The organism is Pseudomonas sp. Au-Pse12 (assembly GCF_021341665.1).
In the GTDB taxonomy this organism is placed as follows: Bacteria; Pseudomonadota; Gammaproteobacteria; order Pseudomonadales; family Pseudomonadaceae; genus Aquipseudomonas.
Genome location: NZ_JAJTTH010000001.1, coordinates 1 through 16,460 on the forward strand (window position 1 = coordinate 1; position 16,460 = coordinate 16,460).

Here is a 16,460-nt window from a genome sequence, read left to right on the forward strand (position 1 = left end):
CGGCCTGTTGTTCGGTCAGCAGGCTGAGGCGGTTGTAGTGCTGTTGCAGGTTGAATCCGGCTGTGCTGCTGCGCTGGATGTCCCGGCCCAGGGCGTCGCGGCTGATCTGCAGCGGTGCATGACCGGCGATCAGCAGTTGTGCCAGGCCGCCATTACGGTCGTGTTGCCATTGCACCTGAGGCAAGGCGGCGAAGGCTTCCTGGGCGTTGGCGTGTTCGGCGATGGCGCCGGCCTGTTGGCCGATGGGCAGGCCGCTGGCGGGGTCGTACTGGTGTTCGATCAGGCGGCCATTTATGCGTTCGTTGATCAGGCGGCCCACGGCGTCGCGCTGATACTCGATGTAGGCGCCCGGGCTGCTGACGCTGATCAGGTGCCCGACGTCGTTGTAGCTGAACTCGGTCTGTTCGCGCCGTTCGCCATTGGCTTGGTAGTGAGTAATGGTCAGCAGGCGCGCGCTGGCGGTGTCGTAGTGGTAGGCCACGCGTGCGCCGTCGGCGCAGTGTTTTTCCGTGAGCCAGCCGACGGCGTTGTAGCGATAGCGGGTGAGGGTGCCGGCGAAGTCGCGCTCGGCGACCAGGCGTCCGGCCTTGTCGTAGGTGTATTGATACACATCGCCGACGCCATTGGTTAGGCGGGTCAAGCGGGTGAGTTTGTCGTAGCCCAGGGTCAGGTTTTGCCCGCCGGGGTAGGTGAGTCTTTCCAGCAGGTCGAAGGCGCCGTAGCCGTAGCGGGTGCGATGACCTTCGCCGTCGACGAAGCTGGCCAGTCGGTGTTCGCTGTCGTAAGTCCAGTGTTGTTGGGTGCCGTCGGCCAGGGTCACGCTGCTCAGGGAGCCGCGAGGGTGGGCGTGCTGGTTTTGGTAGGCGTACTGAGTGACATGGCCCAGCGCGTTTTGCTGCTGGAGAAGGCGGCCCAGGGTGTCCAGTTTTACCCGGCTGATCTGGCCGTCTGGTTGCTGGATTTCGCTCAGGCGTTGTTTGGCGTCGTAGCGGTAGAGGGTCTGGGTGCCCTCTGGCCAGGTCTGGCTCAGCAGCTCGCCGTGGGTTCCGCGCTGGTAGGCGGTGGTTCGTCCATCGGGATCTTTGACGCTGCTGAGGTTGCCCTGGGCGTCGTATTCCATCTGCCAGGAAGCACCGTCGGCGGCGAGGTATCGGGAGAGGAGACCCTGGGCGTTGTAGTCGAAGGTGTGCCGGGTGCCGTCCGGATTGATCTGGGTCAGCAGTTCGCCGAAGTCGCTGTAGCGGTAGGTGGTGGTGCGGCCCAGAGGGTCCGTAGTGGCGACCTTGTTGGTGTATTCGTCCCACTCGGTGAGCCATTCATGGCCCAGTGCGTCGATCTCGCGCACCACCAGGAAGTCGGCGTTGTAGTAGAAACGGCTGCTTGCGCCTTCGGCGTCATGGTAGTCGGTGCAGCGATTGGCATCGTGGTACTCGAAGCGGTCGGCGTAATGACCGCTGTCGGCATGGGTGCGAATGACCCGCCCTTTGGCGTCGTAGGTAATGTGGAAATGGGTCTTGTCGGTGTCGCGCCACTGAGTCATGTGGCCGGCGTTGTTGTAAGCGTGATACAGGGTGCCGAACTGATGGCTGGCACAGTCGGTCAGCATGCTGTGTTGTTCATAACGACAACTCAGCAATCGACGTGGGCTCTGCTCGCCGTCATGCAGGGTGACGCCTGTCAGCAGGCCGGTGCTGCCGAGTTCAATGTGCAGCTGATAGCCGTCGCTATGTTCGATGCGCTGCAGCCGCTGCTGTGGGCCGTAGATAAAGCGGATGCGGTTGCCGTTGCCATCTTCGATCGCCGTCAGGGGGCGAGTGGGGCTTGGGCTGTGAGCAAAGCTCAGGGTTTGCTGGGTCGTGCGGTCATACAGGCGCAAGGTGCCCGAGCGTTGACCGCTGAGCAGGTAGCGCCCGTTACGCCGGTTGTGGGCCTGGACCTCGTCGTCCGGGGCGTCGTAGTCCAGGGTGCTGCCGTCGACGGTGTGGTAGGTAATGCGCTGGCGATCGAGGACCAGGTGTTGGGACCAGTCGTCGGCCCATTTGCGCCCCAATAGCCCGCGAAAGTCTGCACGCGAGCGATACAGGCGCGAGAGTTTCAGCGGGATGCTGCCGGGGATTTCCAGCACCGGCCAGGTCTGCAGGTAGTCGCCGGTGGCGACATCCACCGGTTCGCCTTCCAGGCCGCATTTGCTGGTTTCGCAGTTCTTGCCGCTATCGGAGGTTTTTCCGGTTTTTACATCTTCCGCGGTGCCGTGGCGGGCACCTTGTGGGGTGACATGGACGCCATCATCCACGTGGGTAACGGTTTCAGTACGGTTGGCGTTCTTCAGGGCCTTGGCTGCCTTGGCGGCCTCTGCTGCTTTGCCCGACTTGAACAGCGCCCACGGTAAGGTCGCAATCTCCACCCCGGCCCGCGTCACTGCTTCAATATGGTTGCCCTTGGACCAGGCCTCTGTCACCGGCTTGACCAAGGCTGATCCCACAGCTTTGGCACCGCTCCAGGCCCCTTCACCGACGGTGCCTGGGGTGATATTTCCTAGGCGCATGTTCTCCGCGAGGATCTGCGCATCCAGTGCATGGCCTTTCATTCCATCCGGGGTATAGCCCTGGAGCACCTTGGCTTGATACTTGACCCCGGTATAGGCCAGTTCGCCAACCCCCATGACCGCGTCTTTGGCAAACCCGGCCAGGCCACGAGTCATCTGCGCATCGACGTCTGCCATACCGGGCACTTGGCCTAATGCGCCCAGTACCGCCCCTCGCTTGATACTGGCGATGCCCTCATCGGCGCTTTTATTCCAGCCATCAAAATCGATGTACTTATCCAGGCCATCGATATCGAGCTGTTGCTGCTTCAGGGCTTCGCGCTCGGCCTCCAATTCTTGCAGGCGGGCACTGGTCCGCTCTCCGGGAGGTGCCAGGTCACTCGACTCGCAGGCCACCGGAGTGGCCGACTGGGCTGTCGTCACGATCTTGCCCAGGGTGCCGCCCACGCCGGCAGCGTTGCAGTTGATCAGGCAGGCGCTGTCATGTCGGGCCAGTGGCAGTCCATTGACCTTGACGTTGCTGTGGCCCTCCAGCAGTTTGACGTTGCCGGCACCCAGCGAGGTGCCGGCGACCACATGGGCTCCGGCGTCGGCCTGGACCTGATTGAAGATGTCGCCCAGGCGATAGACCTTGGTGCCACGGGCCTTGACGTCGCTGGAAGCCAGTACGGGTTTGTCCAGTGTGGCGAACGAGTCGAAGGCCACCACCACCGGTCCGACCCAGCAGAAGTCCGGCGCACTGCACACGGCTTTCCACTCGCTACTGTCATGGGCAACGTGGCGTTTACTGCCACCTTTGGCGGTTGCGGCCGCTTCCCTATCGACCGGCGCCGACTCGGCAGCCACCGCCTGGGTGGCTGCGGCTTTTTGAGCATCCAGCTCAGCTTTCAACTGCTGCAGCTCACTGAGCCTGCGCTCATCCATCAAGCGTTTTTCCGCTGCCGCATCATCGGCGCTGTCGGAGATCGTCAATCTGTCCGTCATCTTCACGCCTTCCCTGGCAACGCGGCGGTGCCGACCAGCGCCATCGTGATCTGGCTGATACCTGCCGTGACGGGGAGGCGCCACAGCAACACGGCCTGGCGCTTGTCCAGGTCAAGGCGCAGGGTGTCGAGCACCGGTACGCTGACGTAGGGCTCAGCGTCCGCGCTTTCGCACACTGCGATGGGGCCAACACCCGGCAATTGCAGGGTGCAGTCGCCTTCGCGCAGGCAGCCCTTGAGCCGCACGTTCTCGTCGCCGGTCAGGTAGGGCGCGACCACCTGGTCGGCCGGGGCGCTCTGGTAAAAGCGTGGGTCGAAGTCTTCCGGCAACAGCGGGTAGCGTTCGGCGAGCCACTGCCCATCCAGCGTGCCTTGCAAGCCCACTCGCGGTTGCCACCAACGGGCCAGCGCAGTCAGCCCCACGGGCTGCAAACGCTGTGATGGTGCTTTGTAAGGGTGTGCTGGGTCTTCAATCTGTGGGGCGGGCAGGCTGTCCAACTGCGCGAGCTGCGCTTCAATGCGCTGGCGTACCGCAGCCTCCAAGGTGCTCAGCTGCGCCGCGCTCGGCAACCAGCCACACCCGGCCGTATTGCTGGGGTAACTGACGCTGGGAATCAGCGCCTGCTCGGGTGACGGCTCGGGGTCGTAGAAACTGCCGCCAAACGCCAAGCGGTAATCCAGCGCGACCTTTTCCACCTTGTCGGGGGCACCGAGCGTCCACCCCATAAGCCCCTTGTTCACGGTGCGTGGACCATAGACCTGTAAGGTCTTGCGTACCGGTCCGACGTGCACCTCGACCGGCCAGCTCGTTTGCCACTGCCCCTCGAAACTGTGCACGCTGCCTTGCAGCAGCACATCAGTGCCGGGTTTGCCCAGCAGCAGATCGCCTTCTTCGGCGATAACCGCCTGCAAGGGGTGGGTGGCCAGCGGGCCGTCAAAGCGATCCCCCAGGACGATCTCGCTCTGCTCTTCACTCAAAGGCATGGCCCGGCCCGGAGCGAAATCAAAGGTGCCGCGAATCACCAGGATGTCCATCGGCACACCCGCAGGGGTGGTTTTTTCATACAGCAGGTGCGGCAGGCCGGTGTGGTTTTCGATATGGATGACGCCCATCACCAGCTACCGTCGATCAGCAGCGGCATGGCATCGGTCACATCCAGACCTTTGAGCTGAGTGGTTTCGGCGTCCACCGGCAGGTTCGGCGCCGGTTGCGCGGTCCCACTGTTGAGGTGCACGTCCGAGGGGGCGTCGGCGTTGACCGTGTTGCCCGCCACCAGGTGAATGTCCGGTCCGTCGAAGTAGATCCCGGCATCGGTGATCACGACTTTCGAACGCCCGACCTGCAAGGTGATGCTTTCACCGTCCAGCTTGATGCTCGATCCCGGCCCGCTGGCGGCCGGTGCAGGCTCTTCACCTTCCGGCGGCGCTTCACTCTGCACGCTGCCATCACCCACTTTGAGGCTGTAAGAGGTGCCGACCACCGTGCTCTGGCTGCGGCCCACCTGGGTACTCTGGTTGATCCCTACCAGGGTGTTCATGTGCAGGCCGACGTTCTGGCTGTAGACCGTGCCGATGTTCATCATCTTGGCCAGCCCGACGTTTTGCAGCGAAGCCAGGTTGATGGTTTCGGTCTTGAAGCAGTCGACATTGATCGACCAGTTGCGCTTGATGCGATCACGCTCGTGACGGTCGATGGTCTTGGTGCGATCACGTCCGACCCAGTGGGTTTCGTCGTGTTCGACTTCGATGTTCTGGTCTCTTTCCGCGTGGACGTAGATCTCTTCGGCGCCCTTTCTATCCTCGATGCGCAACTCGTTGGAACCATTGCCGCCCAGGCTGCTACGGGTCTTGAACACGCTGCGGGTCTTGTTCGCCGGCAGCGGGTAGGGCACCGGGGTGTGCTGGTTCGGCACGCAGCCGGTCACCAGTGGCTGCTCCGGATCACCACCGATAAAACTGACCAGCACTTCCATGCCGATCCTCGGGATGATCACGTGACCAAAACCTTCACCGGCCCAACTGGTGGCCACCCGCACCCAGCAACTGGAGAAGTCGTTGCGTTCGCCTTCGCGGTCCCAATGAAACTGAATTTTTATGCGTGAGAATTCGTCACACCAAATTTCCTCGCCGGCAGGCCCGGTCACCAGCGCGGTCTGGCTGCTCAGCCGAGGTTTGGGGGCCGGCTCGTCGGGCCGGAAGAAGGTCTCGCTGGGGATGGCGCTGAAGCGGTTGCGGTAACCCTGGGTGAAACCGTCGCCTTTGCTGTCGTCGCTGGTGACCGACTCTTCCAGCACCTGCGGTTGGCGGCCTTCATGCTCAACGCTGACCAGCAGCCACATCTGGTTGTAGTCGCTGCGCGGGTGCTCGCTCAGGCTCACCAGATGGCCGCAGCGAAAGGTCGGCAGGTCACTCTGACCCTTGGCCAGCTGGTAGTCGGCACGGTGACCTTCAAGGGCGATCTGGCTCAGTTGTTTCCCCACTGCGCCGGTGCTGTAGCGGCCCGGGTAGCGATAGTCCTCCAGCACCGGAGTGGCCTCGCTGCGCACAGAGCTGTGCAGGGTACTGGGCACCGGGTCGAGCTGGGCACCGCTGGACGCGCTGCGCGGATCGGGCTTTTTCAGGTCGTAGTCGCGCCGGGCGACCTGGCTGGTGCGGGTGCTGAAACGCACCGCGAAATGGCTGACCACCGGGTCTTCGGCGGCCAGGCCGCTGCCTTGCTGATAGCGCGCGGTGGCCAGGATCGGGTAGTCGGTCTGGTTGTCGGAGAACACCAGCAGGTGCCGGTCGAGACTGTGTTCGTGGTGCCAGTGAATGCCGTCTTCGAAGCACAGGCGTTGTAGAAACTCAAAGTCCGTTTCGCCGTATTGCACGCAATACACACGGGGCACTGATGGCTTGGGGGCAATATTGAAGCGGTACTGGTCGGCAAGAATGCCGTGCTCCTTGAGCACCTTGGCGATGATCTGCGGCACCGTCAGGTTCTGGTAGACGCGCTGGTTGTGGCGGTGCTGCAACTGGTAGAGATGGGGGCGCAGGATCAGCTGGTAACGGGTCATGCGCTTGCCGCTGTCGCCGACCTCGATGTCGTCGATCAGGCCGTGAATGCCTTCGCCGTTGAGGCCGAACTGCAAACATGCAGGTTGGTTGAGCAGGCTTTCCAGGTCGACATGGGGGTTGTCCGAGACCAGGTCGACATGGATGGCATACAGCTCGCTGATGGCTTCGCGACCCTTGAAGGCCAGCACCTTGAAGTCGTGGCGAACGGAAGGGATGGACAGCACAAAATGCGCAGTGTCGGCCGGCGCGAACATAGGCTCATCCTTAAGCTTGAGAGAGGGCCAGATCCGCGCCATACCTGGCCCGGACGAAACGTGGCGCGTAACCTAGCAAAGGGGGGAGCGAGGTTAATATGGGACCAATCTGAAAGATGGCTTGAGGTTTCGTAATTTCCGAATCCGCCATCCATCAAGCGCCGCAGTGTTTAAGCGTTGACGCCGCCTAACGTCCTAATGCCATGACTGAGCACTCCATCAAGACAATCGAAGGCATGCAGCAATTGGCTCTCGGTCGGGGAGGCATGTGCCTATCCAAGACCTATCACAATCGGTCTATGCGGCTGTCCTGGCGCTGCGCAGCTTGCACTTATTGGGTCAAGTGCCGTAGTGAGTAGAAACGCCGAAAGTACTTGAGGCGTTGGTGTGTCAGCGCTTTGTTGAAAGAAGGGGAAATTGAATTTGGTGCTGGTGTTGTTGAGCCTTGGCGCGTTCAGTAAGGAATGTTCCGATCAACTCAGAAAAACGAGCCCGCATCCTCATGGTGAGGACCGGGCTCTTGGCTGACCAAGTATCTAAATCAGAAACGCATACCCTGGAATGGATTCCAGCTTTGTTCACCTTTCACTTCTTTCAGGTAGTACGAGTAGTTGGTCATGAGCGCATAACTCATGGAGACAGCGATGTTCAGACCTGTAGTCAACGGTTTGGGGAATTCCATGCCAAAGATCGCAAACATCACACTTAGCACGACATTGATCGTAAGTATGATACCCAGCATGGCAAGATTCTTCTTCCAGAGGCCCAAGACGAACAGGTAAATAGGCCCGAAGAAAAATGCAATCACGTTGGCGTTAATGAGCATTTTCTTTTTGAGGCCAGGCAGCGTCTTGATTGCCTCCTTGTATCGTGGATCGCTCGGTGAACCATAAGTGTCAAAAAAGTTGAAGCGCTCCTGCCACTTGGTGCTGTATTTACCGCTGCTTTGTACTTGCTCATTTGTGTTCATTTTTGCGCTTCCTGATATTCCATAATGTAATGCCTTTTCTTCCGTTAGTTCCTGTGCTTCTTTTTTTCTTGTTTTTAGCGCGCTGATTATATTGGTTTTTTGAGGGGGGGATTCAAGTGAATTTCTTGCACCGTTTGTTCAGCCTGCGTTGATTGGCGAGGCTGCGTACTGAGTTTGCACGGTGTCTAGAGAGTCCGAGGCACTGGATAGGGGAGGCGAGTGTGTGACTGATCCAGCCCTCTGGGGAGGGCGGGCACCCAGTTGATCGTTTTACGGAGACGGCCCGTTACCGAGTGCCATCCAGACTCCCGCCCACGCCGCTGATCAATTTGATCACCTCGGCGAGCTTGGCTTCTGCGCTGGCTAGAGAGGCGAGCCCATGGTTGAGTTCCGCCTCCCGCAGGTCCAGTGACGCCGCGCGCTCGACCAACACCTTTTCCCGGCGGTCCTGGTCGAGGTGGATGCTGTTCAACTGATCATGCTTGCCCTGCAAGGTGCCTTGATGGTCCTGCATGTTGGCCATCAACGCTTGCAGGTGATCTTCGATACGCTTGGCCACGCCGTGTTGGGGCTCCTGGGCGGGCGCTGCCTCTCGGGCGAGGGGGCGTTCGTCTGTAGGTGGGGCGTTGACGGCGGCCAGAGGTGCATGGGCAGTGATCCTGCCCAGCAGCTCCATGGAGGAGGGTGGCTGGGGTTGTTCGTCAGGGTGGAATGAGTTCGACAGGGTGTAGTAGTCGTCGCACTGCAGTGTCACTTGCAGAGGCCGTTTGGGCGATGGCGGCTCACAGGCTGCAGCGAGGCTGATGGGTGCGCTCAGTTCTGGACGGAACTGAAGTAACTTCAGCAACAACTCATCATTAATCTTCAAACTGTGGTGGCTATGAGAATAGTCGGGCTCGATCTGTGTTCCTGTCAGATCAAGCAAGTGATAGTCATCGTCAGTCTGTAGGGGCGGGACGGATGAGGCGTCACGAATAATACTCTTCAATGTATTGGCCGCGACTTTGAACTCGCTCGGTGTGGCGCCGATCAGTCGCCATGAGTTCTTTTCGTTGATGATCGAACTGACATAAATCTGTATCAGGTTGTTGTCGAGTTTTTCATTGAGGCTATAAACAACAAACTCGCGGTTGATTGTCTTGACTGAAAAACTACAGACCAATGCGGCGTTGAGCAGGTCTCCGCTGAGGTTTTGCACGCTGATGGTTCGAAAGTTCATATTCCTGTCCAGGCTCATGTTGCTGATAGAGAGGCGTATTTCAGTGGTCGAGAATACCGGGGGGACAGTGCGAGTTTTGTAGGGCGTTTCTTGCTTCGCTGCGGATAAGACAACAGGGTCCAAGGCAATGTCTGGCGACTTGATACTGCGGTTTTATAGCGGCAGTGATCGAGTTATGTTTTTTCGCGACCCATACCTCCAGTCAATGCCACCAGACGCCTCACGTTACCCTGCGAATCGGAAACCATGATTGAACTAACAAGACTGACCAAGTCGTTCTCGAAGAAGATTGCCGTCAATAACCTGTCCTGCACCATTGCCCCGGGAGACGTGCTCGGGGTGCTGGGGCCCAACGGTGCCGGCAAGTCCACCTTCATGAGAATGCTCGCCGGTTTTGTCAGGCCGACGTCCGGTACCCTCAGCCTGTATGGCGTGGATGTGATTCGGCACACACGCAAGGCTCAGCGACTGATCGGTTACTTACCTGAACAGAGCCCCTGCTACAGCGACATGAGCGCCCGTGGCTTCCTGACGTTTATCGCTGAGATGCGCGGTTATCGTGGAGCGCAGAAGCGGCATCGCGTGGCCAGCATGATGGAGCGTTTCGGGCTGGAGGACATGGGCCACTATCCCATTGAGGACCTTTCCAAGGGCCATCGCCGGCGGGTCGCTCTGGCCCAGACACTGCTGCACGATCCCCAGGTGCTGATCCTCGATGAGCCCACCGATGGCCTGGACCCCAACCAGAAGCGTCACGTCCGTGAGCTGATCAAAGGGTTGGCCGCTGAGCGGATCGTGATCCTCTCCACCCATATCCTCGAAGAGGTCGAGGCGCTGTGCACGCGGGTGCTGGTGCTCGACAAGGGGCAGATACTGGCCGATAGCAGCCTCGAGCAATTGCAGGCGCGCTGCCGTTATCACCAGGCCGTGACCCTGTTTGCCTCGCACCCTTTGGATCTCTTGTCGCTGGCGGTGTTGCCAGGGGTCGCAGGCATCGAGGCGGGGGCGCAGCCCAACAGCGTGAAGGTGCTGGCCCGCGCCGGGGAGGTGATTTTCCCGGCGATCAATGGGTTGATCAGCCGCTCGGGCTGGGACGTCAGGCACCAGGAAGTGGAGCGTGGGCACTTGGACGAAGTGTTCCGCACGCTGACCCGGGAGGCGCGAGCATGAGGTTGCTGCCTGCGATTGCCAAGCGTGAGTTCTTCAGTTATTTCGAAACCCCTACGGCCTACGTGTTGATGACCACCTTCCTGGTGCTGTCGGCGATCTGTGGCTTTTATCCCGGCAGTTTCTATGAGCGCAATCAGGCCGATCTCGCGCCATTTTTCAGTTGCCACCCCTGGCTCTACCTGGTGCTGATGCCGGCGCTGGCGATGCAGCAGTGGGCGCAGGAGCGCAAGTCCGGCAGCATCGAGTTGCTGCTGACCCTGCCAGTGACCTGCCTGGAGGTGGTGCTCGGCAAGTTTCTCGCGGCCTGGTTGATAGTCACCATCAGCCTGTTGCTGACATTTCCCATGGTCCTGAGCGTCAACTACCTGGGCCATCCGGATAACGCGGTGATTGCCTGCGCTTACCTGGGGAGCTGGCTGTTGGCGGGTACCTGCCTGGCGATCACCAGTTGCATGTCGGCACTGACCCGGAATCAGGTGATCGCCTTTGTTCTCGCGGCCGCGGTCTGCTTGCTGGGCATCGCCGCAGGCTCCGCCGCGGTACTCGACATGTTCAAGCCCTGGGCGCCGGCCGAGTGGCTGGACAGGGTCGCTGCCATGAGCTTCCTGGTGCAGTTCGACGCCATCAGCCAGGGCGTGCTTGACCCGCGCAACCTGCTGTACTTTGTTGCCCAGATTGTCGCCTGGCTGGCCGCTACCGCATTGGTCGTCGATATGCGCAAGGCTCATTGAGTCATGGTCATGTCGCGAACCTTGTCGATCTGCACCTGCTTGCTGGCGCTGTCCTCGATCCTGCTGGTGGGCCAACCTTCGATTGGCGCGCGACTCTCCGCGTTGCGCCTGGACCTCACCGAACAGCAGCTTTACAGCGTCAGCGACGGCACCCGCAGGTTGCTTCAGGCACTGCCGGAGCCCGTGGACCTGTACTGGTTTTACTCCAGCCAGGCCGCCAGGGACCTGCCGGACCTGCGCAGTTACGCGCAGCGGGTCGAGACCCTGCTCCGGGAGTACGAACGCCTGGGCAACGGCCGCATCAGGCTACATATCATCGACCCTGGGGCCTTTTCCGCCGAAGAGGCGCAGGCCCAGGCCTATGGCTTGCAGGCCTGGTCGCCAGGGGAGGGGGCGTTGCCGGTGTATTTCGGCCTGGCGGCGGTGGACGCGCAGCACCACCAGCAGAGCATTGCCTTCTTCGCGCAGGACCAGCAGTCCTTGCTGGAGTACCAGATCAGCCGGCTGCTGCACGCCTTGAGCAGCCCTCAGCGCCCAGCGCTGGGGCTGCTGTCGAGGCTGCCGCTGAGCGGCGGCTTCGATCCCCAGAGCGGCAACCGGCGGCCAACCTGGGCCGTGTTCGAGGACATTCGCCAAGCCTTCGACGTGCGTGAGCTGGACCTCGAACTGCAGAAGATTCCCGAGGACCTCAAGCTCTTGTTGCTGGTCCACCCCCGGCGCCTGTCCCAGGAGACCTTGTACGCCATCGATCAGTTCGTGCTGCGTGGCGGTCGGCTGCTGGTATTTGTCGACCCCTACAGCGAGGCCGACCCGGGGGATCAGTACTTCGGCATTCCCAGCAAGGACAAGTCTTCTGACCTGGCGCCGTTGCTCCAGGCCTGGGGCGTGCACCTGAACGCCGGCTCGACCCTGGGCGATGGCGACTACGGGCAGTTCGTCAATCTCGGGCCGCAGGCAGACGCGGTGTGGCAGCCTACCGCCCTGAGCTTGCCGACAGCGGCTATCAACCAGCATGAAGTCAGCACCGCCGGCCTGCACCGCATCAACCTGAGCACCGCCGGGGTCCTGGAGCCCCTGAAAGGCAGCCGCATGAGTTTCAACCCGCTGTTGCACAGCTCCGAGAGCTCGACACTGTTCAAGACCGCGCGCTTCGATCACTTACCGGACCCAAAGCAACTGGCCCGGGAGATGAAAGCCTCCGGTCAGCGCCTGACCCTGGCCGCGCGCCTGCAAGGGCCGGCCCGCTCGGCGTTTCCGGAGCGGGCAGGGGCCGAGGAAGGGGGGCTGGTCGCCGCGGACAGCATCAACCTGATCGTCGTCGCCGACACTGATCTGCTCAGGGACAGCCTGTGGATGGAGCGTCAGGAGCATTACGGCCAGCAGCAGGCGGTGGCCTGGGCCGACAACGGGGCCTTTGTCCTCAATGCGCTGGACAGCCTGGCGGGCTCCGAAGCCCTGATCGGGTTGCGTTCAAGGGGCAACTACCACCGCAGCTTCACCCGGGTCGAACAGATGCAGCGCCAGGCCCAGGCCAGCGTGGTGCAGATGCAGGGCGCCCTGGAGAAAAGGCTGGAGGAGACCGAACGGCAACTGGCGGTGCTCCAGGACGATGCCACTCAAGCTGACGCTGGCACGCCCGAGCGCCAGGCCCGGGAAGCTGCCTTTGCCGAGGAAAGGCAGGCCATCGTTACCGAGATGCGCAGGGTGGCGCGGGACATGACCGTGCAGGTGGATCGGCTCGGCCTGCAGCTCAAGCTCGCCAACATCGCCTTGATACCGGCCCTGTTGAGCCTGTTCGGCTTGTGTCTGTGGGGTGTCCGCTGGTGGCGTCGGCGTTGAAAGCCCCCGAGGCCTGTGCTGGACGCTGGCGCATGTTTCCTGGCTTTTCAGCCATTAACGCTCCCCGGGCCCGAGCTTAAGCTGCTGTCATCGCTCAACGCCGGCCGGCGCTGGGCTGACTGAGCAACGACGGGAAAGGTTCAAGCATGAAAACATTGGAAAAGAAAATCGCCCTGGTGACCGGTTCCTCCAAGGGCATCGGTGCCGCAATCGCCCGGCAACTGGCAGCGCAGGGGGCCACGGTGATCGTCAACTACACCCGCAGCCAGGCCGATGCCGACAGGCTGGTGACGCAGATCGTCGAGCAGGGCGGCAGGGCCTTTGCGATCCAGGCCGATGTCTCGAAAAGCCTTGAGGTCAAGGCACTGTTCAAGACCATCGGCCACCTGCATGGCCACCTCGATATCCTGGTCAACAATGCCGGGGTCTATTCCACCGGGGCGCTGGCCGACGTCACCGAAGAAGCCTTTCACCGGCACTTCGACCTGAACGTCCTGGGCCTGATTCTCTGTTCCCAGGCCGCACTCGAGTACTTCAATCCGGCCGGGGGCAGCATCGTCAACATCAGCTCCAGCGTCACCTCGTTCACCCCGGCCGACTCCACGGTCTACACCGCTTCCAAAGGGGCGGTGGATGCCGTGACCCGAACCCTGGCCAATGAACTGGGGCCGCGAAACATTCGGGTCAACTCGGTCAACCCGGGGCTGGTCGAGACCGAAGGGGTGCACGCCAGCGGTTTCTTCGCCGACGAGTTCCGCCGCAAGATCGAATCCATCACGCCCCTGGGTCGGATTGGCGTGCCCCAGGACATTGCGCCGGCGGTGGCTTTCCTGGCCTCGGACGCGGCCGGCTGGATCACCGGCGAAACCCTGATCATTGGCGGCGGCCTGCGCTAGAGGCCCTGCTGCGCGCGCTGATAGTGCCGCGGCGCTTCGTTCATCACCCGCTTGAACGCGGTGCTGAAGGCGCTTTCCGATTCGTAGCCGAGAGAGAAGGCGATGCTGGAGATGCTGTCGGCGGAGTTACGCAAGCGGTCGCTGGCCAGGAGCATGCGCCAGCGGGTCAGGTACTCCATGGGGGCGACGCCGACGATGTGCTTGAAGCGCTGGGCAAACGCCGAGCGCGACAGGTTGGCCAGGCGCGCCAGTTCCTCCACGCTCCAGCGCCGCGCCGGGTCGTTATGCAGGGCGCTGATGGCGGCACTCAGATGGCGGTCGGCAAGGCCGGCAAACCACCCGCTGCCTTCGCCGTCGAAGGTGTCCAGGTGAGCCCGCAGCACCTCGACGAGCATGATGTGAGCCAGGTGCTCGGTCATCAGCGAGCGCCCTGGACGGTGCTGATGCAGCTCCGAGGTAAAGCGCTCCAGGGCCCAGCGCAGGATGGAGGCCTGGGCGGAAATGCCGGTCAGGTGGACCAGCGAGGGCAGGGTGCTGAGCAGGACCTGGGCCGGGACCCCGGTGAACTCGAAGCGCCCCCCCACCAGCTGGGTTTCCTGGCCGCCATGGTCGAGGCGTATTTCATCTTCGGCCAGGCGCTGGAAGAACGGCCCGGCATCGACCGGCACCTGGCTCATGTCGCTGTAAAGGGCAAAGGGAACGCCCCGGGTCATCAGGAAGCAGTCGCCTTGTTGCAAGCGCTGAGGCTGTTGTTCGCCTGCAACTAACAACCAGCATCCACCCTGGACCACGGTGGTGAACTTGATCCCGGCATTTTCGGGAAAACTGAACGCCCAGTCGCCCGCCAACTTTAAAGTTGCAGAGTGATAGTTGCGAATGCGCAATAAGGAAAGAACACCTGAAAGCGGGTCCATGACTCGGCCTTTATTGAGTTTCGAGAAGTAAGAAGAGGACTCTAACATCGAGATTGCTGTGCGGGATATATAAATATATCGCCACTATTGCCGGCAATTTTTTGTCCAATCTGTAACTTGCAGAGGCATTGATATGACTGTCGTATTTGCACCGTTTTATGGCCCGTTGATTAACGGCGTATTTGAACATGATGATAATGCCCCGGTTCCCGCGTTCGATCCGGCCACCGGCCAGTGCCTGGCGCACATCCATTACTGCAACGCGGCCGATGTCGGGCGTGCGGTCGAGGCGGCCCAGGCCGCCTTTGCCGGCTGGAAGGCGCTGGGGCAGCAGGAGCGGGGGCGGCTGATCAATGCCCTGGCCGATGCCGTGGAGGCCGACAGCGAACGATTGGCGCGCATCGATGCCCACGACGTCGGGCGTTGCATCAGTGAGGTGCGCAAGGACTATCAGACCGCGGTGCGTCACTACCGCTACTTTGCCGCGGTGATCATGGCCCATGAAGATCAGGGCCGGGAGATCGCTGGCGGCTACGCCCTGGGCAAGCGCGAGCCCCTGGGCGTGTGCGGGCAGATCATTCCGTGGAACGCACCGGCCATCATGGCCGCGTTCAAGCTGGCGCCGGCCCTGGCGGCAGGCAACACCGTGGTCCTGAAACCCGATGAAAACGCTTCCCTGTCGACCCTGGAGCTGGGCCGGCACATCGCGCGGATCTTCCCCGCCGGGGTGGTCAATATCGTCACCGGCCTTGGCGAGGTGGTGGGGGCGGCCCTGAGCAAGCATCCCAAGGTGCGCAAACTGTCGTTCACCGGCAGCACCGAAGTGGGCCGGATCGTCGCCGGGGTGGCGGCCGAGCGACTGGTGCCGGCGACCCTGGAGCTGGGGGGCAAGAGCGCCAATATCGTCTTTCCGGACATTCAGGACCTGGACGCGGTGGTGGACAACGCCACCTTCGCCGCCATTCACAACAATGGCCAGTCGTGCCTGGCCGGCACCCGGCTGTTTGTCCACAAGGACATTTTCCAGGCCTTCAAACAGAAACTGATCGAGTCTTTTCAGCGGGTCAGGGTCGGCTCGCCCCAGGATGAAGAGGCGCGCGTCAGTTGCCTGGTGTCCGCCAGGCAGGGCGAGAAGGTCCTGGAATACATCGCCACGGGTATCGAGGAAGGCGCTGAACTGCTGGTGGGGGGCACCAGGGTCGAGGTCGCGGGCTGCGAAGCCGGCTATTTCATCCAGCCCACGGTGTTTCTGGCCCGCAACAGCATGCGCATCTGCCAGGAAGAAATCTTCGGCCCGGTGCTGTCGCTGATCCAGTGGAGCGATTACGAGGAGATGATCGCCCAGGCCAACGACACTGAGTACGGCCTGGCCGCCGGGATCTACACCAGCAACCTGAAGCACGCGATGCACACCGCCGACCGTCTGGAGGCCGGCTCGGTCTGGATCAACCGCTACTCCAACATCAGCGATGGCACGGCTTTTGGTGGTTACAAGAACAGCGGTATCGGCCGCGAGTTCTGTCGCGAAACCCTGAACGCCTACACCCAGGTCAAGACCATCACGCTCCAGGCTGAAGTGCCGGCGCCCTGGTTTGCTCCGCGCTAGATCCTGAAGTGTTATCGGACCGCTTGTTTCCTTGGGAGCAAGCGGTTTTTTTGTGCTGAAGATAGGTGTTGGTGTTTGTGTAGGACGAATCCTACATTCGCGTGCGGATTGTCTGTGATTGGATGTCGATTCCTGCGATTTTTGTTTTTCTGGATCGAGATTATAAATCTCCGAATCTTTTCGATATCGACCAGCTGCTCACTATCCATAACAGGGAAGTTGTCGTGCTCAGTCTTGCTGAAAGGGGCTGGCGGCTACGATTCCCTGTCTTTGGAT

At 61.3% G+C, this 16,460-nt stretch carries 11 protein-coding genes; 5 read left to right on the forward strand and 6 right to left on the reverse strand.

Annotated elements, in window-relative coordinates:
* The 5 genes from LXM55_RS00005 to LXM55_RS00025 form a co-directional block, all read right to left on the reverse strand.
* The coding region (locus LXM55_RS00005) for a DUF6531 domain-containing protein (protein WP_233317425.1) at positions 1 to 3,529 on the reverse strand (3,529 nt) is incomplete at its 3' end.
* A 2-nt stretch (positions 3,530 to 3,531) separates the two neighbouring features.
* Positions 3,532 to 4,641: a DUF2169 family type VI secretion system accessory protein gene (locus tag LXM55_RS00010; RefSeq protein ID WP_233317428.1), complete on the reverse strand. Its 1,110-nt coding sequence runs from the start codon at positions 4,639 to 4,641 to the stop codon at positions 3,532 to 3,534.
* Complete coding sequence (locus tag LXM55_RS00015) at positions 4,641 to 6,839, reverse strand: type VI secretion system Vgr family protein (protein WP_233317430.1); 2,199 nt, start codon at positions 6,837 to 6,839, stop codon at positions 4,641 to 4,643. Before LXM55_RS00015 ends, LXM55_RS00010 begins: the two co-directional genes overlap by 1 nt.
* A gap of 541 nt (positions 6,840 to 7,380) precedes the next feature.
* Complete coding sequence (locus tag LXM55_RS00020) at positions 7,381 to 7,809, reverse strand: DUF2628 domain-containing protein (protein ID WP_233317431.1); 429 nt, start codon at positions 7,807 to 7,809, stop codon at positions 7,381 to 7,383.
* Between the two features lie 286 nt (positions 7,810 to 8,095).
* Positions 8,096 to 9,028, reverse strand: a complete 933-nt coding sequence (locus LXM55_RS00025; protein ID WP_233317433.1) for a hypothetical protein — start codon at positions 9,026 to 9,028, stop codon at positions 8,096 to 8,098.
* Between the two features lie 246 nt (positions 9,029 to 9,274).
* Between LXM55_RS00025 and LXM55_RS00030 the strand changes: the two genes are divergently transcribed.
* The 4 genes from LXM55_RS00030 to LXM55_RS00045 all read left to right on the forward strand — a co-directional run bounded on the left by LXM55_RS00030 (position 9,275) and on the right by LXM55_RS00045 (position 13,664).
* Positions 9,275 to 10,198 carry an ABC transporter ATP-binding protein gene (locus LXM55_RS00030; RefSeq protein ID WP_233317435.1) on the forward strand — a complete coding sequence of 308 codons (924 nt, stop codon included), beginning with the start codon at positions 9,275 to 9,277 and terminating at the stop codon, positions 10,196 to 10,198.
* Positions 10,195 to 10,929, forward strand: coding sequence for an ABC transporter permease subunit (locus tag LXM55_RS00035; RefSeq protein WP_233317436.1), 735 nt, complete (start codon positions 10,195 to 10,197; stop codon positions 10,927 to 10,929). The genes LXM55_RS00030 and LXM55_RS00035 overlap by 4 nt, the downstream gene beginning before the upstream one ends.
* Positions 10,930 to 10,938: 9 nt before the next feature.
* A complete protein-coding gene (locus LXM55_RS00040; protein WP_233317438.1) occupies positions 10,939 to 12,768 on the forward strand; it encodes a GldG family protein in 1,830 nt (609 codons plus the stop codon).
* Between the two features lie 146 nt (positions 12,769 to 12,914).
* A complete protein-coding gene (locus tag LXM55_RS00045) occupies positions 12,915 to 13,664 on the forward strand; it encodes an SDR family NAD(P)-dependent oxidoreductase (protein WP_233317440.1) in 750 nt (249 codons plus the stop codon).
* Here LXM55_RS00045 and LXM55_RS00050 read toward each other — a convergent pair.
* The gene (locus LXM55_RS00050; protein WP_233317442.1) at positions 13,661 to 14,578 is read right to left on the reverse strand and encodes an AraC family transcriptional regulator; all 918 of its coding nucleotides are present in this window, start codon (positions 14,576 to 14,578) and stop codon (positions 13,661 to 13,663) included. The two genes, LXM55_RS00045 and LXM55_RS00050, sit on opposite strands and share 4 nt — an antisense overlap.
* Before the next feature lie 133 nt (positions 14,579 to 14,711).
* Here LXM55_RS00050 and LXM55_RS00055 point away from each other — a divergent pair, with 133 nt between their 5' ends.
* Positions 14,712 to 16,184, forward strand: a complete 1,473-nt coding sequence (locus tag LXM55_RS00055) for an aldehyde dehydrogenase family protein (protein WP_233317444.1) — start codon at positions 14,712 to 14,714, stop codon at positions 16,182 to 16,184.
* Positions 16,185 to 16,460: the final 276 nt, after the last annotated feature.